Origin of the sequence: Pontibacter litorisediminis (assembly GCF_029360645.1) — a bacterium.
Taxonomy (GTDB): Bacteria; Bacteroidota; Bacteroidia; order Cytophagales; family Hymenobacteraceae; genus Pontibacter; species Pontibacter litorisediminis.
In genome coordinates this window covers 181,942-208,314 of sequence record NZ_JARDUA010000007.1, presented here as the reverse complement: position 1 = coordinate 208,314, position 26,373 = coordinate 181,942, and the positions used below count along the sequence as shown (strand labels likewise).

The following is a 26,373-nucleotide window of genomic DNA, read 5'->3' as shown; positions in this document are numbered from 1 at the left end:
TTAACGCTATACCCGAGCATCGACGAACAGGAAGAAATATCAAATTAAGTAAGCAATATGCTTCATCAGGATTTAGCGACAGTGACACTTACAGTGCTGGTACCGGTGTTTAACGAAGAGGGCTGCCTCCAGCGCTTCCGCGAGGCCATGGACGCCTTTCTGGCGCAGGCGCCGGTGCCCACGCAGGTGCTTTTTATAAACGATGGCTCCACCGACAGCAGCCTGGAGAAGATCCGGGAGATCTGCCGCGGCAGCGCCGGCTACAGCTATATTTCCCTGGACCGTAACCGCGGCCTCAGCACCGCCATCAAGGCCGGCATCGACCACAGCCACACCACCCACATCGGCTACATCGACTCCGACCTGCAGACATCCCCCCTAGATTTCCTGCTGCTGCTGGAGCACGCGGCCAACTATGACATGGTGATCGGCATCCGGGCCAAACGGAAGGATACCTTCATCAAAAAGATTTCCTCTAGGATCGCCAACGGCTTCCGCCGCTACATGATCAACGACGGCATTGTGGACACTGGTTGCCCGCTCAAGATCATGGATGCCGCCTACGCCAAAAGGGTGCCGTTCTTTGACGGCATGCACCGCTTCCTGCCCGCGCTGATACAGCTGCAGGGAGGCAAGGTGAAGCAGCTGCCGGTGCAGCACTTTGAGCGCTTTGCGGGCTATTCCAAGTACCACCTGTTCAACCGCCTGTGGGGCCCGCTGAACGACACGTTTGCTTTCCGGTGGATGCGCAAGCGCTATATCAGGTATGGCATTGCCGAGGAGTTTGAGAACCAGCCCGTAGCCAATGGACGTCTCTGAAATACTGATTTACGGGGTGGGGCTGCTGGCGCAGCTGCTGTTCTCAGCACGCATCCTTATTCAGTGGGTAAAGTCTGAGCGGGCCGGCCGGGTGCTCTCCCCCGCCTCTTTCTGGACCACCAGCATGATTGCCTCCATCCTGTTAATGACCTACGGGGCGCTGCGCAGTGACATCGTGATCGTGGGCGGGCAGTTGGTCTCCTACTTTATCTACCTGCGTAACATTAAGCTGAAGAATGTGTGGGAGGGGCTCTCATGGCCGGTGCGCTGGGGGGCGCTGCTGTTCCCTTTCGCCGCCACAGGCTGGCTGCTCTGGAGCGACACTTATAGCTTCAGCTACATTCTGGAGCACAGCAAAATATCCGGTGCCCTGATTGCCTGGGGCGGTGCCGGGCAGTTAATCTTTACCCTGCGCTTTGTGTACCAGTGGTGGCACTCGGAGCGCCTGCAGGAGTCGGTTATCCCCAACGGGTTCTGGGTCATCAGCCTGGTGGGCAGCCTCATGATCATGTCCTACGCCGTGCTGCGCCTGGACCCGGTGCTGTTTTTAGGGCAGATATTTGGTGTAGTGGCTTATACTCGTAACTTTATACTTGGGCTGCGCGAGCAACGGCTGGCCCCTAAAACCTCCACACCAGACTAAACCTGATGCTGCCTATCCGCAAACCTAACACAGACCACTCTCTGCTTGGCCTGCTGCTTGTGCTATGGCTTTTTTTGCTGTTTAACCTGGGCGGGTGGGGCGTGATCGAGACCAGCGAGGCCCGTTATGCCGAAATCAGCCGCGAAATGTGGCTGAGCGGCGATTGGCTGCACCCGCGCCTGCTGGGCATCCAGCACTACCACAAGCCCCCCGTCACGTACATCGTGACGGCCTTCGGCATGGAGCTGTTCGGCCCGAACGCCTTTGGCGCGCGTTTTTTCCTGCAGCTGTCGCTGCTGCTGCAAGTATGGCTCGTGTACCTCATAGGCAAGGCGCTGTTTGCAAACCCGCGGCAGGCGCTGCTGGCGGCGGTGCTATACTTCACCATTCCGGCAGTCCTGCTCTCGGCCCGCAACCTTACCACCGACTCTTTCCTCACCACGTTTGAGCTGGCAGCCATACTTGCCTGGGTCAGGTATAGATCCAGGGCAGAAGTTGGTTGGCTTTACTTTTTCTACCTGCTGCTGGCGCTCGCTTTCCTCACCAAAGGTCCTGTCGGGCTCATTTTCCCCGTGCTGGTGGCTATTGGCCTGGGCGGGAACTACGCTGCGCTAAACAAACGCCACACTTCAGGCTGGCACCACCTGCCGGGGCTGCTGCTTTTCCTGGCGCTGGGAAGTTCCTGGTATGTGTACCTCATGCTGCACGACCCGCAGTTTGTGGATTACTTCCTGTTTAAGCACACCGTGCAGCGCTACGCCAACCCCGAAACCTTCGGCCGCTCCAAGCCCTGGTGGTTTTACCTGGTGCTGGCTCCGGCGCTCAGCCTACCCTGGTCGGCCATACTGCTGGTGCAGTTCCGGAGGCTAAGGGAGATGCCCCGCCCGCTGAAGCGCCTGTTCATACTTTGGATACCTGTGCCGCTGGTGTTTTTCTCCTTCTCCGGTTCCAAGCTGATACTTTACATTCTGCCTATTTTCGCCGGGCAGGCGCTGCTGACAACCTGGCTGCTGCTTCACATGCCTGAAAAAGCCGTGAAGAAAGCCATGAACTACGCCCTGCTTTATTTTTCCGTACTTGCCGTCGCTCTTTTTGTGGCTCCGTTGCTGCCCGTTGGCGTTGAGCTGCCCTGGCGGGTGCTTGTTTTCCCGGTACTCATACTGGCTGCCCTGGCCATACTTTGGACCGGGGAGCGCCTGCCACAGCAGAAGCTGGTATATGGCGCCCTGGTCTTCACGGCCCTGCTCCTGCCCTACTCGGCTAAGCTGTTGGCGCACAACCCACAGTTTACGAACGGCAGCCGCCCTATCGCCGAGGCCATACAGGCCCGTAACCTGCAGCAGCGGCCGGTGCTGGTATACAACAAGCTGCTGCCTTCGCTGGCTTTCGAGTTGCACAGAAGCATCATTTCGCTGGAGGACGGCAGCAGTAAGCTAGAGCGAGAGACCCAGTTTGAGCAAGATGAGAAGTGGCGGGAGCAGTTGTTACAGCTACACCAGCCGGAAGACATGCAGCGCTTGCGACAGCTACTGCAGCAAGACCCGGTGCTAGTAGTGAAGAAAAACCTGCCGGAGGAGCGGCAGTGGCTGCTGCAGTACTTCGATGAGCAGCAGCAGGTTGGCGAGTGGACGATATATTTTTAGCAAAACGATGCTGCAGGCACCCGCCGATTTCTCTTCAGCTGGTGCCTCTTCAAAGATAAGTCCAACCACCCCTGCCCCTCAGCGCTACGCTCGCTACCTGCGAACTTGCATTCTCGGTAGTTTAAGGAGGGGAACTATACTTGTTCTACAGCAAAGGCAGTGGCTATCGAAGTGTTTCCCAGTCTTTGGGTTGAGCGCCTATGTGAGTTTTTCTGGTGCCGAGCGCGAGCGAGGCAGCCCGAGGCACGAGGGCAGGAAAAGCTCCCAGCGCGCTGCCCTTATCGAGGGCCCCTACCCCCAAGACGAGCCCTCTCGGGCTGGAGAGCAGAAAGCAGGAGGTGAAACAATTCAGGTTATAAGACTGAGGATGAACGGCAGCTAGAAGGATAGCTTAAAAGCTATGGCTGTACAGAAGGCAGATAACATACCTCCACGCTTGCCAAGCCAAAACATCCACACGTATTGCTGCTGTAAAACAAAAAAGGCTGATCCCGAAAGACCAGCCTTTTTATGATTTAGTGTGCGCAAGAAAGGACTCGAACCTTCACACCTTGCGGAACTGCCGCCTGAAGACAGCGCGTCTACCAATTTCGCCACTTGCGCAAAAAATCACTATATCAATTAACGCCCCAAAACCCTTTAACCCTTGTGTTTATTGGGAGTGCAAAAGTACGATGCGGTTTCCATTCATGCAATACCCTTCTGATAAAAAAATCATTTTTCCTCTTCTTGCTCTTCCAGCACAAGCGGCGTAATCTCTTTGCCGGAGAAGCGCTCCAGGCGGCGCAGCATGGTGATACCGATAATAACCCACAGGAAACCAGCCGCAAAGCCCGCCAGCACATCGGTGGCGTAGTGTACGCGCAGGTAAACACGGCTAAACCCGATCAGAATGACAAAGGTGATCAGAAGAAAGATGAGCAGGTTACGCAGACGTGCATCCTTCACATTCTGCCACACCAGATAAATCAGCAAGCCATAGAAAGAGGCCGCCACCATGCTGTGCCCGCTCGGGAAGCTGAGCCCCGAGGCCTCTACCAACGGCGACATAGGCCGCTCCCGGTCAAAAAAGTACTTCAGCACCAGGTTCAGCGAGATGCTGCCCAGCGCCACCACCGGCACCTTCAGAGAGTTCCAGCGGTGCTTGCGAATGAACAGGTAGTAAGCCACCAGAGCCAGCGCCGCCGGCGTCAGGAACTGCCGTGAGGCAAAAAAAGTCACAAACTTGATCACCCCATCCATCAAGGGGCCACCGATACTGGCGGCAAAACCGAAGGCTGCCTCATCCAGCCATACTTCGTCGCCTTGCAGAATTTCGCTGCTCAGCCACAGAAACACGATAATACAAGCCACAAACAGCACCCAAATAAACACCAGTTCTACAGTGAAGAGTGCGGCCGAGGCCACCATGCGTTTATAGAAAGTCCGTATCATACCGCTTCAGAATCACTTAAAATATCGTATCCATACCTGGCACAGGCAAGTTTGCCGCCAAGGCACTTTCAGAAAACCACTAATACGTAAACTATGAAAGACAGCATCAGGTTGTTTGCAGCCGCTCCGATACCAGACGCCCTGCAGCAAAAGCTGACAGCGCACTTACAGCATTTTGAGCACCCCAGCCTCCGCCTACTGCCCCGGCAAAACCTGCACCTCACCTTATACTTTATTGGCAACGTGCCGGTGCAGGAGCTGCCAGGGATAAAAGAGCGTATTGCCAGGGTGGCACAGCGGCACCAACCGTTTACCTTACAGTTCGAGCGCACTGAACCGGGGCCTAAACCGCGGCACCCCCGCCTGATCTGGGCCCGTTTTGCGCCGCACCCCGCTTTTGAGGCACTCAGCCGGGAGCTGACGGAGGAACTGACCGAGCAGCCGCCTGCAAACCTGAAAGCCCTGCCGCACATCACGCTGGCCCGCTACCGGAAAGACGCGCAACCGCCGAAGCAACTGCCCACCATTAGCACGGAGGAGGCGCTGGAGCTGCCGGTGACGGAAGTGGCGCTGTGGCAATCGGTACTGGGCTCGCCCCACCCCACTTACTCGGTATTGGAACGCTACCCGCTCGGCTAAACCTGCAGCAGCCAAACACAGTACAACAAGCTGCACCTGATTACCTAACAAATCAAACATGAACCAAACAGAGCTTACCGACCTGGTAATGGGCCTGAAAGACAAAGGGCTGACGATAGCTTTTGCAGAGAGTTGCACCGGCGGCATGCTGGCATCCGAGCTGGTGAAGGCAAAGGGCAGCAGCGACGTGCTGAAGGGCAGTTTAGTGGTGTACCAGCCAAGCGTGAAACAAAAGCTACTGGGCGTGAAGAAGGAGACACTGGACCTGTACACCGCTGAGTCGCAGCAGGTAACCAACGAGCTGGTGATGGGCCTGAAGAAGCTCCTGGACGCCGACATAAGTATAGCTACCACAGGCCTGGCCGGCCCCGGCGGCTCCGAAACCGAGGAAAAACCGGTGGGCACCATGTTCGTGAGCATGCTTTACGACGGCAAGGCCGACGAATTCCGGGAGGTGTTTAAAGGCAACACAGACAGCATCCGCAAGCAACTCGTCGATTTCATTTTCGAAAAACTTAAAGGCGTGCTGGAGCAGCACTATAACCGATAACCCCTACTTTTGCGCCTGCACCAATAAGTTATACTTTGCCCCAACTCCCCGACAGCGGATTTAACCGGGTAGCCTCCTTTTACGATGCCCTGGCGCGGCTGGTGTACGGCGATGCGCTGCAGCAGGCGCAGCTGGCACTACTGCCCTTTGTGCCGCAAGAGGCGCGGGTGCTGGTGATAGGCGGCGGCACCGGCTGGGTGCTGGAGCGGCTGCTGAAAACCGGCAAAAACCTGGGTATTTTATACTTAGACGCCGCCCCGGCCATGCTGGAGCGCGCCCGGCAGAAGTACGGCAAGTATAAACAGCCGCACCACTGCCAGGTGGCGTTTCGCCTCGGCACCGAGCAGGCGCTGCAGCCAGAAGAGCAGTTCGACGTCATCCTTACACCCTTCCTGCTGGACCTTTTCCCGCCCCAGCGCCTGCAGCAGCTCATGAGCAAACTGGCTGCTGCCCTTGCCCCCGACGGCCAGTGGCTGTTGGCTGATTTCTGGCCCGTGCAGCAGCCGGTGCCCTGGTGGCAGCGGCTGTTAACCAAAGGCATGTACACTTTTTTTGGGTGGATGAGTGATGTGCAGGCCCGGCAGCTGCCCAACTACCATGCTCATTTTACATCATTATACTTTGAGGAGAAGCATAGCCAGTCCTTTTACAGTGGGATGGTGCAGGCGAAAGTCTTTCGTAGGGTGAAAAGGTCAGAAAAGTAGAAAGTTATACTTGTGGGGCGCAAAAATGACACCTCCCGCACGCACAGCTTTAGCAACGGTACTGATCTCACCCCAACTCAGACCTGCCGGGGATGCAAGAAGTATGCTCCACCGTTGGCAGCCGGCCTCTAACTTTCTTAACAGTTGCTCCCCTGCTTCCCAATCCCTATATTTAGATTTCCAACTATCTAATCTAACCAATGAAATCTACACTATACAGCCTGCTGGGGCTGGCGCTGGGCCTGGGGGTACAGCCGGTGCTGGCGCAGCAGCAGGTAAAGTATGAGCTATCGTTCCCGAACGCGGCGCACCACGAGGCAGCGGTAAAAGTAACCTTTTCTGATGTACAGAGCGACACGTTAAAGGTCCTGATGCCGCGCACCTCACCGGGCCGCTACGCCATACATGAGTTTGCCAAAAACGTGTATAACGTAAAGGCCACCAATGCACAGGGGCAGCCGCTGCCGCTTGTAAAGCTTAACCTGAATGAATGGGGTGTGGTAAACCACCAGGGCAGCGCGACTGTGAGCTACACGCTGTTTGCCGACCACGCCGACGGCACCTACGCCGGTGTAGACGAAACGCACGCCCACCTGAACGCGCCGGCCACGCTGATGTACGCCCGCGGATTTGAGGAGGCGCCGGCCTATGTCACCTTCCAGGTACCGCAGGGCAGCAACTGGAAAGTGGCCACGCAGCTGAAGCAGGAGCAGGGCAATACCTACTATGCCCCCAACTTCCAGTACCTGATGGACAGCCCCACCGAGCTCAGCAACTTTGACTTTGCGGAGTGGACAGTGAACGACGGCGGCAAGCAGAAGACCATACAGGTCACGCTCCACCACCAGGGCACCCAGGAACAGTTTCAGCAGTATGTGGCCCGCGCCAAGGCCATTGTGGCCGAGCAGCAGGCGGTGTTCGGGCAGCTGCCGGATTTCGATTTTGGCCGCTACACCTTTATCGGCTGCTACATGCCGCAGGCCGTGGGCGATGGCATGGAGCATCGCAACTCCACGATCCTGACCAGCTCCCGCCCTTTGGCCACAGCCATGGACCCGCTGCTCAACACGGTGTCGCATGAGTTTTTCCATGCCTGGAACGTGGAGCGCATCCGTCCCAAATCGCTGGAGCCGTTTAACTTCCAGGAGGCCAACATGAGCGAGGCGCTGTGGCTGGCCGAAGGTTTTACGAGCTACTACGGCGACCTGACCATGGCCCGCACAGGCATTTACGACCTGAAGAAGTATGCCGCCGGCCTGGCCGGAGACTTAAACTACGTGCTGCTGACACCGGGAAGGCAGTACCATAGCCTGGTGGAGATGAGCCAGCAAGCCCCGTTCGTGGACGCCGCCCGCTCCGTAGACCCCGTGAACCGCCACAACACCTTTGTCTCCTATTATACCTACGGCAGCATGCTGGGCCTGGCCCTGGACATGACCCTGCGCCAGCAGTACGGCAAAACCCTGGATGACTTTATGCAGGCCCTCTGGCGCAAGTATGGCGCACCGGAAAAACCTTACACCATGGCCGATGTGCAGGAGACATTGGCAGAAGTAAGTGGCGACGCTGCCTGGGCCAGGCAGTTTTTTGCCCGGAGCGTGTTCGGCAGCGAGTTACCGGACTATGCCCCGTTGCTGGCGCAGGCAGGCCTGGAGCTGCGCAAGGAAAAGCCGGGCGAGGCTACATTAGGCATGATGTACCTGGATTACAAAGACGGCGGCGCTAAGATCGGGAGCGGGACATATGTTACCTCAGCAGCCTATAAAGCCGGCTTGGAGCGTGGCGACGTCATCCTGACACTGGATGGCCGCAAGCTTAAAAATGAGAAGGCGCTGCAGAAGGCGCTTGAAAAGCACAAGCCCGGCGACAGCATTCCCCTGAGGTACAGCCGTAATGGCCAACCCCGAAGCACTACCTTGGTGCTGGAAGAGGTGCAAGCGCTGGAGGTAGTGCCTTACGAGGCAATCGGCAAGCAGCTAACGCCGGAGATGGAGGCTTTCCGCGCGGCCTGGCTCGGCTCCAAGGCAAAATAGGGGTATCTGCATACTTTAATACAGGAAACCGCGTTTTGCTTTTGAACCATCTATGCCATACCTTAGTATAAGAATTTATACTTCAGATATTTCCACGTGAAAAATATACTTCGAACGATACTGGTAGCCAGCATGCTCTATGCGGGGCAAGGCATGGCGCAGAGCGTGAAGCCCAGCCTGGAGCCTGCGCCGGTGCCTGCTGCGGCAACAACGCCCGCTGCTGCCACTGCTCCGCAGGAGGACGTTAAGGCAGAAAAACCGTCCTGGCAGGGGCCCAAGCTAAGCTATGCCGTGAACATGGGCGCCAGTTTCAGCAATGGGTTTGGCAGCGCCACGTATGTAGAGCCCTCGGTGCGCTACCAGGTAAGCAACCGCTTCCGGCTGAACACCAGCCTGGCCTACGTGCATACGTCCGGCTACAACATGCCCCTTGCCGGCCCGGATGGGACCACCGTGGTCTACCGCAACGGCGGCGGCAGCCATTACGTTGCCAGCGTGGGTGTGGATTACCTGGCCAGCGACAGGCTGATACTGAGCGGCAACATCTGGCGCGATTTCTCCAACATGCCAGCCAGCCAGTTCAACAACAGCCTCTACAGCCCCGGCCGCATGGGTGCCGACTTCAGGGCTACCTACAAGATAACAGAGCACCTGAGCGTTACCGGCGGTATTCGCTATACGGACGGCGCCTCGCCGTACGGCAACCCTTACTACTCGCCATACGGCAGCAGATTTGGGGCCTGGTAGAGCCAAAGCAGCCTGATAAAAGTATAAACGCTTCTCTGCCTCTGCAGAGAAGCGTTCTTTTTTGCAGCATCGTTGTAAAAAAGAACCACCATAACCTATTTTGCCGTTTCTGAAGTATACAGATGAGAAGACAGGCGGGCAAGCCATAAGCCTTGACCCAGCACGTCATCAGCCATTGCCAGAAAACAAAACGAAAACAGACTTTGCAGCAGAACAACACCCACATACGCCACATTAAGAACGACCGCCTCGAAACGATAAAACCCGGTTACAGGGGCAACAAAACGATTGAAGGGCGCTTTGCCAACGGCGACGAGCTTTATAACCCCGGCTTTGGCAAAGTGCTGAAGTGGCAGCTGAGCAAGAATCCGCAGCGGGAGCAAAAGAAGCTTGACCACTATACCCCTGCGGTACAGGAGGGCACGGGCTTCCTGCACGACGACCGCGACATGCTGGTGTGGCTGGGGCACGCGTCCTTTTTCCTGCGCCTCAACGGCGTCACCTTTCTGACAGACCCTGTGTTCTACGACATCTCGATGGTGAAGCGCCGGGTAGGCTTGCCCTGCCCGCCGGAGGAGCTCCGTAACATCGATTACCTGCTGCTCTCCCACGCGCACCGCGACCACCTTGACAAAAAATCGGTGCAGACAGTTTACGAGAACAACCCACAGCTGAAGGCCCTGACCCCGCTGCGCGCCGGCGACATCTTGCGAAGCATAAATCCTACCCTGCCCTACCAGGAGGCAGGCTGGTACCAGAAGTACGACCTGGTACCCAATGGCGTGGAAGTATACTTTATGCCCGCCTCGCATTGGCACCGCCGTGGCCTTACCGACATGAACAAGGTGCTTTGGGGGAGCTTCGTGATCAAAACCCAGGACCATTACCTATACTTTGCCGGCGACTCCGGCTTCGGCCCGCACTTTGAGGAAACAGAGGAGCTGTTTGGACCGATGGATGTGTGCCTGATGCCGGTAGGCGCTTACAAGCCTTCGTTCCTGATGCAAAAGAGCCACATGAACCCGCATGAGGCCGTGAAAGCCTACAACCTGCTGCGCGGCGGCATCTTTATACCGATGCACTACGGCACCTACGACCTTAGCGACGAGCCGCCCAGCGAGCCGGTGCGCCTGCTGGAGCAGTTGGCTGCCTCTGGTACGCTGCAAGGCCTGCGCATCCCGGCCATTGGCGAGCCGGTGCTTTTGCAAGACCACATTTAAGAGTGGTTCAGGAGCGTAGTTTTGCTATATTTGTAAACTCTAACGTTTACGAACTACTGCTTATACTATGTCCGCAACCCTTATTATAGGCCTTATTATAGCCTATTTCTGTATCCTCATCTTTATCTCGTACCTCACCAGCCGCAACACCGACTCTGAGACGTTCTTCCTGGCCAACCGCTCCTCACCGTGGTATGTGGTGGCTTTCGGTATGATCGGCACCTCGCTGTCGGGTGTTACGTTTGTGTCGATACCCGGCATGGTGGCAGCCGCGGAGTTCTCCTACCTGCAGTTTGTACTGGGCTATCTTTTAGGCTATTTTGTGATCGCTACAGTGCTCATGCCGCTGTATTACCGCATGAACCTCGTCTCGATCTATACCTACCTGGAGGACCGGTTCGGGTGGTGGTCTTATAAAACGGGAGCAGGCTTCTTCCTGCTTTCCCGCACACTGGGGGCGGCGATACGCCTGTTTCTGGTGGCAGGGGTGCTGCAGTTAGCCGTATTTGATGATTTTGGCATTCCATTCTCGGTTTCAGTAACCATCACGATTGCCCTTATCTGGGTGTATACCTTCAGGGGAGGCATGAAAACCATTATCTGGACAGACACTTTCCAGACCACAGCCATGCTTTTGGCGGTTGGCACAAGTATCTGGCTTATCTCAGATGAACTTAACCTCGGCTTCCAGGGGCTTGTAGATACGATTCAGGCCAGCGACTACTCTCAGGTGTTTTACTGGGACGTTAAAGACAGCAAGTACTTCCTGAAGCAGTTCTTCTCCGGCGCTTTTATTGCGATCGTGATGACAGGGCTTGACCAGGACATGATGCAGAAAAACCTGAGCTGCAAGAACATCGGCGAGGCACAGAAAAACATGTTCTGGTTCAGCATTATACTTGTGTTCGTAAATATCCTGTTCCTAGCACTGGGCGCCCTGCTTTACATTTACGCCAGCGCCAAGGGCATTGCCCTGCCAGAGCGCGGCGACGATGTGTTCCCGTTCCTGGCCCTGAACCACTTTAGCTACTTTGCCGGCATCGTGTTTATACTTGGCATCATAGCCATTACGTACGCCTCTGCCGACTCAGCCCTTACCGCCCTTACCACCTCCTTCTGCGTGGACTTCCTTAACTTTAAGAACAGACCTGAGCAGGAGCGTGTGCGCCTGCGCTACATGGTTCACGCTGGCATTTCAGTGGTCATGGGCTTGGTGATCATTGTGTTTGATATTCTGAACAACGATAATGTGGTGACGGCTGTGTTCAAGGTGGCCGGTTATACTTATGGCCCGCTGCTTGGTCTCTATACTTTCGGCATTTATACTAAGCGTGCCGTGCGCGATAAGTTTGTACCGGCTGTCTGCATCATCGCGCCGCTGTTAACCTTCATCATCAGCTACAACTCTGTAGACTGGTTCTGGGGCTACGAGTTCGGCTTTGAAGTACTCATCCTCAACGGCTTCCTGACCTTTGCAGGATTAATGGCCGTGTCTAACGGCAGGATAGACGAACTGGAGCTAGCACACGAGCAACAGACGGCATAACAACAGAAGGGCCTCCTCTCACAGGAGGCCCTTCTGCTTTTCTCTAGCTTTGTGCGCTAAGATTTCCCTACCCCTTTACCGGGTCCAACCACCCCTACCCCTCAGAGCAACGCTCGCTACCTTCGACCTCTCGTTCTCGGTAGTCTAAGGAGGGGACTTGGTTTGAGCTCCGGCAGCGGCGGCTATCGAAATATCTCCAGTCTTTGGGTTGAGCGCCTTGTGAGATCCGGTGCTCAGCTTGCTGAGCAGCCGCAGCGCAGCGGAGGCAGGAGGGAACACAGCGCGATGCCCGAAGACGAGCCCTCTCGGGCTGGAGAGAACTAAAGCCAGAGATGAAACGATAGGTTTATAAGGCCGTGGATAAGCAGTAGCTAGTAAAGATAGCTTAGTTCTAGTTGCAGGAAGCCATGGCTAAGAGCGGCACAAGCGGGCGCTTGCGCCAGAGAAGTATAAAGTATAGCCCAAGTATAAGGCATGGCTTTTCAAGCCAGTTGAGTCACAGACGCAACATCATTATAAGACACAAGTCTGAAGACTTGCGCCAGCAAAGGCCAACAAGTATAAGTATAGCTTACACGGATCTGGAAATCCGCAGCAGAGCTGTTCCAGACATGGATGTCCGGAACAGCTAGACAAGCACACAGTGCAAAAAGTCACGGGTTATAAGCCCACGCCAGCGACGGAGGGGCCCAAAGACAAAGGCACCAGCGGACGCTGGTTTATACCACCACCCTAGCATGAAGCACCTTGGTGCAGCTAAAGACGCTACAACAGCTACCGCAACAAGTAGCCCGAAACAAACCTACTCGACTTTCCCACATATTACTTACCTTTGCAATATTTTGCAGAGAGGTGGCATCTTATAGCTGGTTTAACTGTTATAGCACCATACCTCCAAACCCTCCGCCTGCACTATGGCATCGGTAAGGGCTAGTTAACATTTTAGAAGCGTATTATTAATGGCAAAACGCGGATTTGGGTCTAGCGGCGACGAACAGAATAAAGAAGGCAAAAAGAAAATCACCAAAGAGAGCTTTCGCCGTGGCCTAAGGATTTTTAGTTACGTCCTACCTTTCAAGTACAAATTCATTGTCGGCCTTGTGTTCCTGGCGCTGTCCAGCCTCACGTTTATGGCCTTCCCCTACCTGGTAGGCAAACTGTTCGACTCCTCCTCGGGCGATGCCGGCGTTGGTCCGCTCCAGGACATCAACATGATTGCCATGGGGCTTTTTGCCGTTATCCTGCTGCAGGGCATCTTCTCGTTCTGCAGGGTATACTTTTTTGCGCAGGTAAGCGAGAACGCCGTAGCCAACATCCGCCGCGACCTCTACAGTAAGTTTGTGCAGTTGCCCATCTCCTTCTACGAGAAACGCCGCGTGGGCGAGATCACCAGCCGTATCACCACCGATGTGGCGCAGGTGCAGGATGCCATGTCCATTACCTTGGCCGAGCTTTTCCGACAAACCACCACGCTGATCGTGGGCGTCATCATCATCATGTGGACGTCTATCAAGCTGTCGCTGTTCATGTTGGCTACCTTCCCGGTGCTGGTGGCGCTGGCGCTGGTGTTTGGCCGTAAGATCAAGATGCTGTCTAAAAAGACGCAGGACGAACTAGCCAACACCAACGTGATTGTGGAGGAGACGCTGCAGGCCATTAACACCGTAAAAGCCTTCACCAACGAGATGTTTGAGGTAGGCCGCTACAAAACCACCCTGAACAGGGCTGTGAAGACGGCCATTGCCGGGGCCTATTACCGCGGTGCCTTTATCACTTTCATCATTGTAGGCCTTTTCGGCGGGATTATACTTGTGATCTGGTACGGCGCCACCCTGGTGGCAAACGGCGATATCGCGCAGGGCGATCTGGTATCCTTTGTGTTATATACCGTCTTTATAGGTGCCTCGGTGGGCGGTTTGGGCGATCTGTATGGCAAGGTTCAGGCATCATTGGGCGCTACTGAGCGTATTTTGGAGATCCTGCAGGAGCAGGAAGAGCCAACCGATAAAAGTGTAAGGGCGCTGAGCGAGATACCACGCGTTAATGGTGATATCAGCTACCAAGGCGTCGCCTTCTCCTACCCCACCCGCCCAGACCTGCAGGTGCTGCGCGATATTAACTTTAGGGTAAGGGCCGGCGAGAAAGTGGCCTTGGTAGGCCCGAGTGGCTCTGGCAAGTCCACCATCATACAGCTGCTGATGCGCTACTATGACGTACAGGGCGGTGGTATCACCGTGGATGGCCACGACATCCGTAACATGAGCCTGACGGAGCTGCGCGGCAATATTGGCGTGGTGCCGCAGGAGGTGCTGCTGTTTGGAGGCACGATCCGCGAGAACATTGCCTATGGCCGGCCGGAGGCAACAGAGGCGGAAATCATTGAGGCAGCCCACAAAGCCAATGCCTACGACTTCATCAAATCCTTTCCGGAGGGGTTTGAAACCTTGGTGGGCGAGCGTGGCATCAAGCTCTCCGGGGGGCAGCGCCAGCGCGTGGCCATTGCCCGGGCCATTCTCAAGAACCCGGCCATACTTATACTTGATGAGGCCACCAGCGCCCTGGATTCGGAGTCGGAGCACCTGGTGCAGCAGGCTATGGACGAGTTGATGAAAGGCCGCACCACCATCGTGATCGCGCACCGCCTGGCCACTATCCGCAAGGTTGACAAGATCCTGGTGATCGAGAACGGCGAGATCGTAGAGGAAGGATCGCACGAGGAGCTTTCGCTGAACCCGAGCGGCATGTACGCTAACCTGCTGCGCCTGCAGTTTGAACTGAGCTAGGTATAAACGGCCTCTGACTTACAAAGAGCTACATATAATAATCTAATAATCCTGCTGTGGCGAAGGCTGCAGTAGGATTTTATGTTTTATAGATATACTTTAGGAAACATTTTCGTACAAGCTGCCTCTATGCACCCGATTTTTAAGCGAGCCCTAAAGTATAGCACTCTTTTTCTCTCGTTCCTGCTGTTGCCAGACATGGCACAGGCGCAGCGCCACCCTGGCACTTTTACGGCTCGTAATGCTTACTACCTGGAGGTAAGCGGCAGCTCTGACACCTACTCCCTCAACTACGACCGCATTGTGTACCAGTACTATAACTTTAAGGCTGCGGTGCGGGCGGGCATCGGCACCAACCTGTTTTTCCAGGAAGGCGAGCCGGGGGTGTACCCTATCGTGCCGGTGGAGGCGCTGGGGATGATCGGCGCCACACAGAACCACGTGGAGTTTGGATTGGGCTACACCCGCCGCTTCACAGACCACCCCGACCTGATGCAGAACATGTACTTTGCCCGTGTTGGCTTCCGCTACCAAGCCCCACGCGGAGGATTGGTGGTAAGATTAGGCGTGACACCATTTGTGTCGCCAGAGAACAAGTCAGACACGCCGGGATTGGCGGTGGTGCCTCGCTTTGGGTTGAGTGTCGGGCGCAGCTTTTAGTTTACCGTGAATTTAAGCCGCCGCTTCTTGCGGGCGCTGCTGAGTAAAAGATATTTCGTAATATTACAGGAGCATCAAACAAATTAAAAACCTAATCAAGAACCATGAAGAAAGCATTATTCGGCTTTGTTTTGTCGGCAGCGCTTATGCTGGGCGCAGGCAATGTACAGGCACAAGGTATTAAGATGCCGGCCGCAAGCCCGGCTCAGAAAACCGAGCAGGCCGTTGGCCTCGGCACTATCTCTGTAGAGTACTCCCGCCCGGCCGTGAAGGACCGCCAGATTTTCGGCGACCTGGTGCCTTACGGAAAATTATGGCGCACTGGTGCCAACGCCTCCACCAAAATCAGGTTTTCAGAGGACGTAACCGTAGAGGGCAACAAGGTGCCAGCCGGTGAGTATGCCCTGTACACCATTCCGGATAAGAACGAGTGGACCATCATCATCCATAAAAACACCAAGCATTGGGGTGATGGCGGCCAGGACTATAACCAAGCGGAGGATCTGGTGCGCTTTAAGGTGAAGCCGCAGCAGAACCCGCGCAAGGCAGAGTCTTTCACTATCAATTTTGCCAACGTGCGCCCGGATGCGACGGACGTAGAGATTATGTGGGACGATGTGGTGGTGCCATTCACGGTAAAAGCGGACGTGGACAGCAAGGTAATGGCGCAGATAGATGAGCATGTGGTAAAGGGCACCAATGTGAACCCGAACCTGTATGCGGCAGCTGCTAACTACTACCTGGACAAAGGCCATAACCTGAAGCAGGCGCATGAGTGGATAAAGAAGGCAAACGAGAAAGACCCTAAGTTCTGGAACGTGCACGCGCAGGCCAAGATCGAGGCGCAGATGAAGAACTACAAAGCCGCCATCAAAACGGCTGAGAAGTCTATGGAACTGGCCAAGGCTGCCAACAACCAGGACTATGTTCGCCTGAACGAGAAGGCGATTGCCGAGTGGAAAAAGATGAAATAAAGCTATCTTTGCTTTTATCGTATAAAGGAGCCTCCGGGAATATACTTCCGGAGGCTTTTTTGTGGCACTTTAAAGTATAGGTTATTGGAAGAGAAGAAGCATTCCGAAGAGCACCTGGGCCCTGCCCGGGAGTACTGGTGGAACGAAGATTACCTGGAGCTGCTGGCCGAGCGCCTCTACCTGCGCTACACCCAAACACTGGTGGACATAGGCTGCGGCAAGGGCATGATGGGCTTTCGGTTTTCTAAATATATGCCTACCGGAGGCAAAGTATACGGCGTGGACTACGAGCCGGGCTACATTGCCGAGGCACGGCAGCGGGCGCAAAGCGAGTTCGGCCACAATAACATCGATTACGAGTTTAAGGTGGGAAATGCGGATGCTATTCCGCTGCCAGACAACATTTCGGATGTGACGCTCTGCCAAACGCTCCTTATCCACGTGAAGAACCCCCAGCGCGTAATCCAGGAGATGATCCGGGTTACCAAACCCGGCGGCTGGGTGCTGGCCCTGGAGCCTAACAACCTCGTGCCCAACCTTATGTTCGACCGCTACGGCGAGACCGACTATAACGTGGAGGCCATGCTGGAGGTGCTGGAGGTGAAGCTGCGCATCGAGAAAGGCAAGAAGCAGCTGGGCGAGGGCTTTAACTCCCTAGGCGATGTGGTGCCCGACCTGTTCCTGAAAGCCGGCTTGCAGGATGTGAAAGTATGGATCTCGGACAAGGCCCTTTCCATCATCCCCCCTTATGACACGCAGGAGAAGATGCTGCGGGTGGAGCAAATGCTGCAGTGGATCGAAAGCGAGGCCATGGGCTACGACTACCAGGACAACCTGAACTATTTTATGGCCGGAGGCGGCGATAAAGAAAAGTTCGACGCCTATTGGCAAAAGCTCCTCTATAACAAGATCATGCTGAAGGAAAAATTGCAGAAAGAGGAGTATGTGTCGGCGGGCGGCAGCCTGGTGTATATTGTGGCAGCGCAGAAACCGAGGTAGCAGTAGCTGAGAAGCCAGTTGCTTTGCTGGCGTAAGATTCCGCTTGTGCCTCTATTAACTCCTGCTTCCTTCCACAGGATCCAAGCTATCCTTGCTAGCCCCTGTTCATCCTCCAGCCCCATAAACCTATCGTTTCACCTCTAGCTTTGGTGCTCTCTAGCCCGAGAGGGCTCGTCTTCGGGCATCGTGCTGGGAGCTTTTCCTTTGCTCCTGACGTCGCAATGCCTCGCCTCCGGCTCAGCACCGGAAAAACTCGCATAGGCGCTCAACCCAAAGATTGGGATCAGTTTTGGTAGCCGCTGTCCTTGCTGTCATCTCGACCTATGGGAGAGATCTTTTTAAAATTCCCGTTAGACCTCTCGCTCTGCTTGAGATGACAGGGAAAGGAGCAAGTATAACTCCCCTCCTGGGAGGGTCAGGGGTGGGTAGATACTTGCAGGGATAGGTCGCGATCTGTTCACGCAAGAACAGCAACTATAAAACTTATACTTTAGCTAAAGCGATTACAGGCTCCCCTCCTTAGCTAAGGAGGGGCAGGGGTGGTTGGATCCAGTACGGCAGAGTTTATTATGGACCAGCCAGAACGTGGGTTAAGAACTAGCGAGCAACGCTCGCTGGGGGTGGGTTTATACTTCTGCTGATGGTTAATGTGAAGCTACGGATTTGAATTAGCGAGCGAAGGGTTTAGGGAAGATCTATATTTATACCCTCCCTTCCACCAGTAACCTTCCAAGAGCACGCAAAGAGTGGTGTGAGTTGCCAAGGCGGAAGAAGAAGCACGAAGTACAACTTCCCTCCTTAGCAAAGCCTTGCATCCCTAACAATTTATATGTGAGGTTTGGGAATACGCTCAGCTGCAGAGATTCCTTCTCCTGTTTCGGAGAGGGAACCACGCATTTGGTCAGGCCTCCTCGCAATCGATTTAGAACCTATGCCACCAACTCTTTCTTTTTCTTACCGATCAGCCCCTGTAGTATAGAGCCAAACAGAATCACCGCCACACAGCCGATAACGTTGAACCACAGAAAAGCCACCTCGGTGAAGTAATAGCAATAGAGCACCACGGCTTCGGCAAGTATGGCGGCAATGAACACGGCGTTGCCCTTGATGCGCTTAAAGTAAAAGGCCACCAGGAAAATGCCCAGTATGGTGCCGTAAAAGATAGACCCGATGATGTTCACCGCCTGGATGAGGTTGTCCAGCAGCGAGGCGTAGGTGGCAAAGAGTATGGCAATAAGCCCCCAGGCCAGCGTGAAGAGCCGTGAGGCATTAAGGTAGTGGGTGGCACTGCCGTCTTGATTTACGGAGCGCTTGTAAATATCTACCACCGTGGTGGAGGCTAGCGCGTTTAGCTCTGAGGCCGTGGAAGACATGGCAGCCGAGAAGATGACGGCCAGCAGCAGGCCTACCAGCCCTGTGGGCAGGTACTTCATCACAAAGGAGATGAAAACATAGTCGGTGTCCCGGGTCTCTGCATCGGGTGTGGCTTTCTGAATCACGCCTTTCACCTGCTCGCGCACCTCCTTGCCTGCAGCAGTATAACCTTCTACCGCTGCCTGCGCAGTGGCAATAGCTGACTCGTCCTCCGCTTTGATGGCCGATACCAACCCCTGCACCGCTTCCTGCTTCTGCTCAAATACCTCGCTATACTTTGCCTCCAGCGCACGCAGTTCCTCGGCGTGGGCTGTGGCATATACTTTGGTCTTGGCTGCCTCGTTGAAGAACACCGGTGGCTGGTTAAACTGGTAAAAAACGAACACCATCACCCCTATAAACAATATCAGGAACTGCATCGGAATCTTGAGCAGGCCGTTAAACAGCAGCCCCAGCCGGCTCTCGGCAATGGATTTACCGCCCAGGTAACGCGCTACCTGGCTTTGGTCGGTGCCAAAATAAGAGAGCGACAGGAAAAGCCCGCCTGTTAAACCGGACCAGAAGTTGTAGCGGTCGTTCCAGCTCGTCTCCCAATCCCACGAGAAGTCTACCACGTTCATCTTGCCCATTTTACCGGCCACCGCCACCGCATCTCCGAAGCCCACGTTGTCCGGCAGGTAGCTTACCACCATAACGCCCGCTATGATCATGCCGCCCATCATCACGGCCATTTGCTGCTTCTGCGTCACGCTCACCGCCTTCGTCCCCCCCGACATCGTGTAAATGATCACCAGCATGCCGATAAGAAGGTTGGTAACCGTAAGGCTCCAGCCTAGTATGGTGGAGAGTATAATGGCAGGGGCGTAAATGGTGATGCCCGCCGCCAGACCGCGCTGCACCAAAAACAGGAGGGCGGCCAAGGAGCGGGTCTTCAGGTCGAAGCGGTTTTCCAGGAACTCGTAGGCCGTGTAAACTTTCAGCCTGTAAAAGATCGGGATAACGGTGATGGAGATGATGACCATGGCGACAGGCAGGCCAAAGTAGAACTGCACAAAGCGCATCCCGTCTTCATACGCCTGCCCCGGCGTAGACAGGAAGGTAATGGCGCTGGCCTGTGTGGCCATGATGGACAGACCAATGGTCCACCACTTCATGCTGTTATCGCCTTTCAGGTAACCTTCTATGTCTTTGCTGCCGCGCGTTTTCCAGACGCCGTAGATAACAATAAAGCCCAGTGTGCCCAACAGCACGATCCAGTCTAAGGGTCTCATTCGTAGAGTTTGGTGATGATGTAAAACAGGAGGATCAGGAAGGCCAGGTTGCCCAGCACAAGCCAGTACATGCCGGCCCAACGCTCAAAGAAAGGGGGCTTCTCGACAGGCGGTTCCTCGTCTACAGGGTGATTATCTTTCATGGTTTTAACGTATCTCGTAGCATGTATCAAGTAGCACGATGATTTTATCATACACAGGTACCTGCTCTGTGTGTCGTGATACCTGGTACGCTAAAGTCTATTTTATACTTGATTTGGCTGCGTTGCCGGAGTCACTGCCTTTGCCCAGCGAAATCATGTTGGCAAACAGGCGGTAAGCACCCGGCACACCGGCCGGCAGCTCCCGGAAAAACGAGTAGCCCGTGTAGATGTAGTGGCCTTCTCCATACTTGGCCACCAGCAGACCACCGTTTAGGGCGGGCTCGCCAGGATCGTTTGCCGAAAGTATGGCAGTGTACTCCTGGCTCCACTTGTTCGGGAAGTACAGGCCACGTTCCTGTACCCACCCTTCAAAATCATTTTTGGTGATCTTGTTCGGGAAGTTCAGCACCTGGTGGTCAGGGGCCAGCAGGCGCACCTCGGCATTTTCCACTGTTACGCGGTCGCGGCTGAGCTGGAGCGGGTATGGCCCCAGGTTTGGCATCACCAGCGCGTGGCTGGTATTATACTGTACAATCAGGTTCCCGCCCTGCTTCACGTACTCCAGCAAGGTAGGCTGGTAATACTTCAGGCGGTCTACGGTGTTGTAGGCGCGCACGCCAAGTATAACCGCGTCGAACTGTTTCAGGTAGTTCAGGCGGATGTCGCTGTCTTGCAGCAACGTGACGTCGTAGCCGATCTGCTGCAGGCTGGTGGGGATGTCGTCTCCGGCACCCATAAGGTAGGCCACCTTCTCGCCGCGCTTCTCCAGTTCCAGCTTCACCACCTTGGCCGTCGCTTCCGGAAAAGTGACCTGCGCCGGGATGTGCTTGTAGTTAATCTCGTTCAGCCCCTGGGAGTACGTTTTGTTGTCTACCGTAGCCACTGCCTTCAGCTGCGCCTCCTGCTGCTTTTTAGGCGGGTACACCATAAAGTTTATACTTTGTTCAGCCCCTTTCTCTGCCAAATCAAACGGCACAGTGGCAGGCGTTGAGCGCCAGCCCTTCGGCAGGTCCAGTTTCAATTCACCTTTCACGCCCTGCTTGCCGGCCTTCACCAGCACCTGCACTTGTTTGGGCTCGCCGTTGGCAAACATGAGCACCTGCTCCCGCAGGTTCACAAACACGGGCGGCGTTACCACAAACGGCCGGTACACCTCGCCATCCACCGGGTCGGTACGCTTGTACACCACGGGCACGTGCACCTGTAGCGGCTCCCCAGACACCCGGAGCGAAAACGTAGCCGTTGCTGCCGGCTCATTCTCTGGCCTGCCTACCTGATGCAGCCCCTTTACGGCAAACATGCCCAGGGTGCCCTTCTCGCGCAGCCAGTAGGGCTGGGAGTAGGCCATGCTTTGCGGCAGGGTTTTACGGCTGCTGTACTTCAGTGGCTCGTTATGGCTTAGGTTGATGTTCAGGGTTGTATCCGCATTTGCAAAGCTATACGTTATGCCTTGCAGCGTAACCGGTACCTCGGAGCGGTTTATGGCCTCTACCTGTAGCGTCACCGGCTGGCCGGGGGCAGCGGCGTAATCGCTGGCGGCAACTTCCAGGTACAGGCCCATGGCCTGCTGCAGCACCTGCTCCAGCTCCTGCAGCTTTGTCTGCTTCCAGAAGCCATCCGGCAGTTTCTGCAGTTCCTTTCGGGCGGCCAGCAACTCCGGCACCACCGCTGCGGGTTTGGCAGGGTTAAAATCATCTATCGCCTTTTGAATGACTTGCTGCACTTTCCCGCCACCCTTTACACGGCCCCAGGTAGTGTTTATACCTTCAAACAGCTCCTGCTGCGCCTTCTCCCCCGCCGTGTGCTGCAGGTACTCTATGCTCGTGCCGCGCGCGGCGCTGGCCCCAAAGCCTTGGCTCTTGTGCATGCTGCGGCTGCGGGCCGCCATTTCGCCATAAGACGCACCCAGCAGCGGGTTATAGCCGCCCACGTCTATTTTTAGCAGCTCCTTGCCATACTTCTCAAACTCCTCCTGGCTCCTGAACGACCACACGCCTGTGTTCCAGAGCAGGCGCTTGGGCTGCCACACCTCCACCTGCTTCAGCTGCTCCGGAAAGCGCTTGGGGTCGCCGGCAGCCTTGAAAGCCTCTTCGGCAAGTATGGCCGAGGCGCTGTGCTGTCCGTGGCCTGCGCGTTCATCGGGCGGGAAGCGGGTAATCATCACATCGGGCCTGAACTTGCGGATAACCCACACCATGTCGGCCAGCACCTGCTCTCTGTCCCAAATGGTAAAAGTCTCCGCAGGGTTCTTGGAGTAGCCGAAGTCGTTGGCGCGGGTAAAGAACTGCTGGCCACCGTCGGTGCGGCGCGCCTGCAGCAGCTCCTGTGTGCGGATGATGCCCAGGCTCTCGCTTATCTCCGGCCCGATCAGGTTCTGCCCCCCATCGCCACGCGTAATGGACAGGTAGGCCGTGCCATAAAGCTTCTCGTTGGCCAGGTAGGCGATCAGGCGGGTGTTCTCATCATCGGGGTGGGCCGCAACATAGAGCACCCGGCCCAGCACATTTAGTTTCTGGAGGTCTTGCAATACCTCCGTGGCCGAGCTACTCGGAGGGGCCTGCGCCTGCAGTGGCGGCTGCAGCAGTAGCAGCAGGCCTAGTGAGAGTAACAGCGAGTGGATCAGTGGGTAACGCATCTTCATAGAGTGTGCAGCAGCTGGTGAGGCTGCCGGTTTAGATTTCTGTATTCCCTGTAAAACTAAGCATTTCTGCGGATGAATAATAAGCGGCGTTAGGTTAACCTGACAAAGCGCAGCAGTGGCATAACAGACAGATCCTATCTGCGCCTATACTTCCCAAACCACCATTGGCTGCAGCTTATCAGTGTTAGAACTTCTTGTTTCCCAGCAAAAAATCTAAGAAAAAGATAGGAGTAAAATTAATAAAATACTATGTTTGTCCGATTCTAGTGTTTAACATCTATAGTAGCGCTTACCTTATCCCTAACTCTTGCTGGTGTATTGTCGTAAAAACATGCATTTGCAAGCGTGTTGCATACCCTTTTTCACCTATGTGACTGAAAATATGGCCAGCCAGAGCGACAGCAACATTAACGACTTTGCGTATGATTTTTTGCGCAACCACTATGCCTCCCGCTTCGGGAGCAGCAAGGTGCTAATAGATAAAGACGAACTAACCCGGCATGGCCATACTGTCCAGGGACTATTTTCTCTAAAGAAGCAGGATAACTCCCTGTTCGTGGCCGCCCTGCACACCCAGCACTCCCCTCAGATAGCCAAAGCACTTGTCGCCTATAAAAAAGGTGGGCTGAGCGTATTCCGCTATGCCACTGCGCTGCTTGGGCTTGCAGCCGTTTCTGTGGCGGGATGGCAACTGGGCTTCCTGGTTACAGGCTTGGTAGCCGCCGTTGTGCTGGCTGCAAGCGCCTTTGCCCTACATACTTACCTGGAAAAGCGGCTGAAGACCCGCTACCTGCTTAGCCTGCTGAACGAGCTGAAAAAGACACAGGCTGATGAGCAGTGGCTTGGAATATCTGTCAGCAGCCTTACGTTTCGGCATAATTACCTGGCCAAGCAGCTGCTGGCCGCCTGCGAGCGGCGCGGCATTGGTATCATTACAGTAGGCCAGCGCGCCAAGGTGGTCCTCCTGAAGGAGCCCAGGCCGGCTGTCTGCCGGCGCGGTGATTTTCTGTCGCACTACCAGTCCGAGGGCCGCATCCGCAAAGCACTCCTGGGCGACACGGTGCTTCGGGTGGCCTAAGGCTACGCCTTTCACATAGCTTCCTGCATTCCTTTGCCTCTCTTTGCAACAATAGGGATAGGTGCCTAGTACAAGTACAACGCACCATTAACCTAAAACAAAGAAAGCTATGACACTCATACTTATCATTATACTTGCTATCATAATTATTGCCGGCGTGATATGGTTTAATGCCAAAACCCCGAAACGTTAGCCCCACGCCCTGTACATGAACATCCCATTTATACTTTCTTTTCTGGAGCAGCTACAGCAGCACAACAGCAAAGCATGGATGGACGAGCACCGGGAGGACTATTTACAGGCAAAGGCGTACTTTATAGAACTGGCGGAACACGTCCTGGAGCAGTTACAGCAGTTCGACGCCTCGCTGCATGGGGTAAGGGTGCAGGAGTGCATCTTCCGGATCAATAAAAATGATTTTTCCAAAAAAGGGGAATCACCGTACAAAAGCTACTTTGGAGCAGGCATATCACCGGGAGGGCGCCACTCGCCATTTGCCAACTACTTACTGGCCTTAGAGCCCGGAGGGCGCTCGAGGGTGGGCGGCGGCATACGCAAACCTGGCTCAAAGCAACTGGAGCTGATCCGCGAAGAGATTGATTATAACCCCGGCCAGCTACGGCAGTTGCTGGAAGAGCCTGACTTTAAGGCCACGTTCGGGAGCTTTAGGGGAGAAAAGACCAGGCACGCCCCGCGCGGGTATGATAAGGGGCACCCAGAGCTGGAGCTGCTGCAGTACAAAGGGTACCAGGTGCTGCGCTATTATACGGATGAGGAAGTGAGACAGCCTGGTTTCATAGAGCGGGCCATGCCGCTGTTCCGGCAAGTAAAGCCACTCCATGATTTTCTGAACAATGCCATAACAGAACCATAGTGAGACAAGCAACCTACTCCCTGCTCAGCCTGCTGCTGCTACTTGCGCTATTCTCGTGCCGCCAGAAGCCCAAGCGCATCCCGGACACCCTGCCCGATGTGTACGGCTACATCACCCATATAAAGTATAACACCCAGAACGGAAAAAAAGCCAAAGCTGTGGTGGCAGTGAAGTCTCTGGAGGGCGTTTCGGCCACCTATCAGGATGCAAGCGTGAAGATTGATGAGCACACCTTGATTGAGAGCGGGGATGGCGAAACGCTGACGCTGGACGAACTGCGCGAAGGCCATCAGATACAGGCCTGGTTCGATGGGGATGTACAGGAGATGCAGCCGGTACAAGGCCATGCAAAAGCTGTAAGAATTAGCTATTAGAGGCATGGCTGGCAATGAAACAGAGCAATACACCTGGCACAGGGCATTCGCCTCTCAGGAGGAGGCCATCCGGCAGGTACCGTTGCGGAAGCTGACACAACTGACGCTCGGCGGCAGGAAAATCTGCTTCGCCCATACCTCAGCCGGCTTCTTCGCCGTGGCTGATGCCTGTCCGCACCTGGGGTACTCCCTTAGCCGCGGCACCACCAATTACCTCAACGAGGTGGTCTGCCCTTGGCACAGCTACCGCTTTAACCTGCAAAACGGCCGTGAGTGCGAGTATCGGTCGCGGAACGCGACGGCTTACCCAGTTGAAGTGCGTGCGGACGGGGTATACATTGGCCTGCCATCAAATTAACCTTTCCTTATATAGGGTATAATTATACTTACCGACACTTTAGCCGTTTCCCCTGCACGGACGTAAAAGTATGCTTATGGAGAGGCCGCAAAGAACTGTCCTTTGCGCCCACCTTTAGCTAGAAGTTAATGAAGTCATCTTACAGATCCGAATTTGAGCATGAGTTGGCAGCATGGCCGAACCCTATCAAGCTGACACAGCCGGGAGGGGGCACTTTTGTAAAACTGCAGCTGCACCGGGATTATATAGAGGCAAAGTGGTACGGGCATATTACGGCGGGTGACGTCATCACAACCAGCAAGCTGTACCTGGCTTTGCTGCAAACCTATAAGTGCCCAAACAAGCTGCTCAACGATAAGACACTTGTTACCGGCGATTGGTCGGAGGCAAACGATTGGCTGGAGTTTGACTGGCTGCCCCAGGTTACCCACGCAGGCCTCCAGTACATGGCCCACGTGTACTCTTCCAACATGTTCAGCCGGCTTTCAGCCCGCGACCTGTATTTGCGCGTGAACCCCCGCCTGCAGATGCAGAACTTTAACAACCGCCAGGAGGGCCTGCGCTGGCTGCGGACCTGTAAGCCCCCTGCGTTCGAGCAGATAGCCTAGAGGCGCGGGCAGCGGCTACCTTACAGGCTGGCTACCGCTACCGGGGCTTCTACTGTTACTTCCACTGTGTCCAGCATCACATCCATTACAGGCTCCTCCAGTACGGCAGGGGCTTCGCGTAACACGAATGCTTGCTCTGGCTGTGGCACTTTGTAGGTTTCCTGCACTGCGAAACCAAAACCAAAAATTGAGGCGGCGATAAGAACTAAGATTTTCATAGTGGTAAATTTTTATAGTGTAACTGATTTTGTTCTTGCA

25 protein-coding genes and 1 tRNA gene are annotated in these 26,373 nt (G+C 55.1%); 20 read left to right on the top strand and 6 right to left on the bottom strand.

The window, feature by feature from the left end; translation table 11 throughout:
• Positions 1–57: 57 nt before the first annotated feature.
• The 3 genes from PXG97_RS18320 to PXG97_RS18310 are packed head-to-tail and all read left to right on the top strand — an operon-like array spanning position 58 to position 3,105.
• Positions 58–819, top strand: coding sequence for a glycosyltransferase (locus tag PXG97_RS18320; protein ID WP_276499268.1), 762 nt, complete (start codon positions 58–60; stop codon positions 817–819).
• Positions 806–1,462, top strand: coding sequence for a lipid-A-disaccharide synthase N-terminal domain-containing protein (locus tag PXG97_RS18315; protein WP_276499267.1), 657 nt, complete (start codon positions 806–808; stop codon positions 1,460–1,462). The genes PXG97_RS18320 and PXG97_RS18315 overlap by 14 nt, the downstream gene beginning before the upstream one ends.
• A gap of 5 nt (positions 1,463–1,467) precedes the next feature.
• Positions 1,468–3,105 (top strand): glycosyltransferase family 39 protein, encoded by a 1,638-nt coding sequence (locus PXG97_RS18310; RefSeq protein WP_276499266.1) that lies wholly within the window; start codon positions 1,468–1,470, stop codon positions 3,103–3,105.
• Between the two features lie 521 nt (positions 3,106–3,626).
• Here PXG97_RS18310 and PXG97_RS18305 read toward each other — a convergent pair.
• Together PXG97_RS18305 and PXG97_RS18300 are read right to left on the bottom strand one after the other, a co-directional pair.
• Positions 3,627–3,708 (bottom strand) — tRNA-Leu (locus tag PXG97_RS18305).
• A 111-nt stretch (positions 3,709–3,819) separates the two neighbouring features.
• A complete protein-coding gene (locus PXG97_RS18300; protein WP_276499265.1) occupies positions 3,820–4,539 on the bottom strand; it encodes a phosphatase PAP2 family protein in 720 nt (239 codons plus the stop codon).
• A 93-nt stretch (positions 4,540–4,632) separates the two neighbouring features.
• Between PXG97_RS18300 and thpR the strand changes: the two genes are divergently transcribed.
• The 12 genes from thpR to PXG97_RS18240 all read left to right on the top strand — a co-directional run bounded on the left by thpR (position 4,633) and on the right by PXG97_RS18240 (position 17,394).
• Positions 4,633–5,178, top strand: coding sequence for an RNA 2',3'-cyclic phosphodiesterase (gene thpR, locus PXG97_RS18295; RefSeq protein WP_276499264.1), 546 nt, complete (start codon positions 4,633–4,635; stop codon positions 5,176–5,178).
• A gap of 58 nt (positions 5,179–5,236) precedes the next feature.
• Entirely contained in the window at positions 5,237–5,728 is a 492-nt protein-coding gene (locus PXG97_RS18290) for a CinA family protein (protein WP_276499263.1), read from the top strand.
• A 35-nt stretch (positions 5,729–5,763) separates the two neighbouring features.
• A complete protein-coding gene (locus PXG97_RS18285; protein ID WP_276499262.1) occupies positions 5,764–6,432 on the top strand; it encodes a class I SAM-dependent methyltransferase in 669 nt (222 codons plus the stop codon).
• 200 nt (positions 6,433–6,632) lie between these two features.
• The gene (locus PXG97_RS18280; protein WP_276499261.1) at positions 6,633–8,465 is read left to right on the top strand and encodes a M61 family metallopeptidase; all 1,833 of its coding nucleotides are present in this window, start codon (positions 6,633–6,635) and stop codon (positions 8,463–8,465) included.
• A gap of 96 nt (positions 8,466–8,561) precedes the next feature.
• Positions 8,562–9,212, top strand: coding sequence for a hypothetical protein (locus tag PXG97_RS18275; RefSeq protein ID WP_276499260.1), 651 nt, complete (start codon positions 8,562–8,564; stop codon positions 9,210–9,212).
• Positions 9,213–9,415: 203 nt separating this feature from the next.
• Positions 9,416–10,432, top strand: a complete 1,017-nt coding sequence (locus PXG97_RS18270; RefSeq protein WP_276499259.1) for an MBL fold metallo-hydrolase — start codon at positions 9,416–9,418, stop codon at positions 10,430–10,432.
• A 67-nt stretch (positions 10,433–10,499) separates the two neighbouring features.
• A complete protein-coding gene (locus PXG97_RS18265; RefSeq protein ID WP_276499258.1) occupies positions 10,500–11,978 on the top strand; it encodes a sodium:solute symporter in 1,479 nt (492 codons plus the stop codon).
• A 407-nt stretch (positions 11,979–12,385) separates the two neighbouring features.
• Positions 12,386–12,610 (top strand): hypothetical protein, encoded by a 225-nt coding sequence (locus tag PXG97_RS18260; protein ID WP_276499257.1) that lies wholly within the window; start codon positions 12,386–12,388, stop codon positions 12,608–12,610.
• Positions 12,611–12,937: 327 nt separating this feature from the next.
• The gene (locus PXG97_RS18255; protein ID WP_276499256.1) at positions 12,938–14,761 is read left to right on the top strand and encodes an ABC transporter ATP-binding protein; all 1,824 of its coding nucleotides are present in this window, start codon (positions 12,938–12,940) and stop codon (positions 14,759–14,761) included.
• A 129-nt stretch (positions 14,762–14,890) separates the two neighbouring features.
• Positions 14,891–15,421, top strand: a complete 531-nt coding sequence (locus PXG97_RS18250; protein WP_276499255.1) for a hypothetical protein — start codon at positions 14,891–14,893, stop codon at positions 15,419–15,421.
• Positions 15,422–15,525: 104 nt separating this feature from the next.
• Positions 15,526–16,395, top strand: coding sequence for a DUF2911 domain-containing protein (locus tag PXG97_RS18245; protein ID WP_276499254.1), 870 nt, complete (start codon positions 15,526–15,528; stop codon positions 16,393–16,395).
• Positions 16,396–16,479: 84 nt separating this feature from the next.
• Entirely contained in the window at positions 16,480–17,394 is a 915-nt protein-coding gene (locus tag PXG97_RS18240; protein WP_276499253.1) for a class I SAM-dependent methyltransferase, read from the top strand.
• A gap of 929 nt (positions 17,395–18,323) precedes the next feature.
• Here the strand turns inward: PXG97_RS18240 and PXG97_RS18235 are convergent.
• The 3 genes from PXG97_RS18235 to PXG97_RS18225 all read right to left on the bottom strand — a co-directional run bounded on the left by PXG97_RS18235 (position 18,324) and on the right by PXG97_RS18225 (position 22,823).
• Positions 18,324–20,039, bottom strand: a complete 1,716-nt coding sequence (locus PXG97_RS18235) for a sodium:solute symporter family protein (protein WP_276499252.1) — start codon at positions 20,037–20,039, stop codon at positions 18,324–18,326.
• On the bottom strand, positions 20,036–20,182 hold the full coding sequence (locus tag PXG97_RS18230) for a hypothetical protein (protein WP_276499251.1): 147 nt from the start codon (positions 20,180–20,182) through the stop codon (positions 20,036–20,038). Before PXG97_RS18230 ends, PXG97_RS18235 begins: the two co-directional genes overlap by 4 nt.
• 97 nt (positions 20,183–20,279) lie before the next feature.
• A complete protein-coding gene (locus PXG97_RS18225; RefSeq protein WP_338088615.1) occupies positions 20,280–22,823 on the bottom strand; it encodes a PIG-L family deacetylase in 2,544 nt (847 codons plus the stop codon).
• Between the two features lie 370 nt (positions 22,824–23,193).
• Between PXG97_RS18225 and PXG97_RS18220 the strand changes: the two genes are divergently transcribed.
• The 5 genes from PXG97_RS18220 (at position 23,194) to PXG97_RS18200 (ending at position 26,115) form a co-directional block, all read left to right on the top strand.
• Positions 23,194–23,901 (top strand): hypothetical protein, encoded by a 708-nt coding sequence (locus PXG97_RS18220; protein WP_276499250.1) that lies wholly within the window; start codon positions 23,194–23,196, stop codon positions 23,899–23,901.
• A gap of 208 nt (positions 23,902–24,109) precedes the next feature.
• On the top strand, positions 24,110–24,775 hold the full coding sequence (locus tag PXG97_RS18215) for a DUF2461 domain-containing protein (protein ID WP_276499249.1): 666 nt from the start codon (positions 24,110–24,112) through the stop codon (positions 24,773–24,775).
• Positions 24,775–25,149 (top strand): DUF3221 domain-containing protein, encoded by a 375-nt coding sequence (locus tag PXG97_RS18210; RefSeq protein ID WP_276499248.1) that lies wholly within the window; start codon positions 24,775–24,777, stop codon positions 25,147–25,149. Before PXG97_RS18215 ends, PXG97_RS18210 begins: the two co-directional genes overlap by 1 nt.
• A gap of 4 nt (positions 25,150–25,153) precedes the next feature.
• Complete coding sequence (locus PXG97_RS18205; RefSeq protein ID WP_276499247.1) at positions 25,154–25,507, top strand: Rieske (2Fe-2S) protein; 354 nt, start codon at positions 25,154–25,156, stop codon at positions 25,505–25,507.
• A gap of 128 nt (positions 25,508–25,635) precedes the next feature.
• Entirely contained in the window at positions 25,636–26,115 is a 480-nt protein-coding gene (locus tag PXG97_RS18200; RefSeq protein ID WP_276499246.1) for a hypothetical protein, read from the top strand.
• Between the two features lie 20 nt (positions 26,116–26,135).
• Here PXG97_RS18200 and PXG97_RS18195 read toward each other — a convergent pair whose 3' ends face one another.
• Positions 26,136–26,333 carry a hypothetical protein gene (locus PXG97_RS18195; RefSeq protein ID WP_276499245.1) on the bottom strand — a complete coding sequence of 66 codons (198 nt, stop codon included), beginning with the start codon at positions 26,331–26,333 and terminating at the stop codon, positions 26,136–26,138.
• Between the last annotated feature and the right edge of the window lie 40 nt (positions 26,334–26,373).

Coding starts and splice junctions, on each gene's coding strand:
- PXG97_RS18250 (WP_276499255.1), top strand. CDS start 14,891: ATGCACCCGATTTTTAAGCGAGCCCTAAAGTATAGCACTCTTTTTCTC.
- PXG97_RS18300 (WP_276499265.1), bottom strand. CDS start 4,539: ATGATACGGACTTTCTATAAACGCATGGTGGCCTCGGCCGCACTCTTC.
- PXG97_RS18315 (WP_276499267.1), top strand. CDS start 806: ATGGACGTCTCTGAAATACTGATTTACGGGGTGGGGCTGCTGGCGCAG.
- PXG97_RS18235 (WP_276499252.1), bottom strand. CDS start 20,039: ATGAGACCCTTAGACTGGATCGTGCTGTTGGGCACACTGGGCTTTATT.
- PXG97_RS18260 (WP_276499257.1), top strand. CDS start 12,386: ATGGCTAAGAGCGGCACAAGCGGGCGCTTGCGCCAGAGAAGTATAAAG.
- PXG97_RS18215 (WP_276499249.1), top strand. CDS start 24,110: ATGAACATCCCATTTATACTTTCTTTTCTGGAGCAGCTACAGCAGCAC.
- PXG97_RS18195 (WP_276499245.1), bottom strand. CDS start 26,333: ATGAAAATCTTAGTTCTTATCGCCGCCTCAATTTTTGGTTTTGGTTTC.
- PXG97_RS18230 (WP_276499251.1), bottom strand. CDS start 20,182: ATGAAAGATAATCACCCTGTAGACGAGGAACCGCCTGTCGAGAAGCCC.
- PXG97_RS18320 (WP_276499268.1), top strand. CDS start 58: ATGCTTCATCAGGATTTAGCGACAGTGACACTTACAGTGCTGGTACCG.
- PXG97_RS18205 (WP_276499247.1), top strand. CDS start 25,154: ATGGCTGGCAATGAAACAGAGCAATACACCTGGCACAGGGCATTCGCC.
- PXG97_RS18265 (WP_276499258.1), top strand. CDS start 10,500: ATGTCCGCAACCCTTATTATAGGCCTTATTATAGCCTATTTCTGTATC.
- PXG97_RS18280 (WP_276499261.1), top strand. CDS start 6,633: ATGAAATCTACACTATACAGCCTGCTGGGGCTGGCGCTGGGCCTGGGG.
- PXG97_RS18225 (WP_338088615.1), bottom strand. CDS start 22,823: ATGAAGATGCGTTACCCACTGATCCACTCGCTGTTACTCTCACTAGGC.
- PXG97_RS18200 (WP_276499246.1), top strand. CDS start 25,636: ATGAAGTCATCTTACAGATCCGAATTTGAGCATGAGTTGGCAGCATGG.
- thpR (WP_276499264.1), top strand. CDS start 4,633: ATGAAAGACAGCATCAGGTTGTTTGCAGCCGCTCCGATACCAGACGCC.
- PXG97_RS18290 (WP_276499263.1), top strand. CDS start 5,237: ATGAACCAAACAGAGCTTACCGACCTGGTAATGGGCCTGAAAGACAAA.
- PXG97_RS18310 (WP_276499266.1), top strand. CDS start 1,468: ATGCTGCCTATCCGCAAACCTAACACAGACCACTCTCTGCTTGGCCTG.
- PXG97_RS18255 (WP_276499256.1), top strand. CDS start 12,938: ATGGCAAAACGCGGATTTGGGTCTAGCGGCGACGAACAGAATAAAGAA.
- PXG97_RS18245 (WP_276499254.1), top strand. CDS start 15,526: ATGAAGAAAGCATTATTCGGCTTTGTTTTGTCGGCAGCGCTTATGCTG.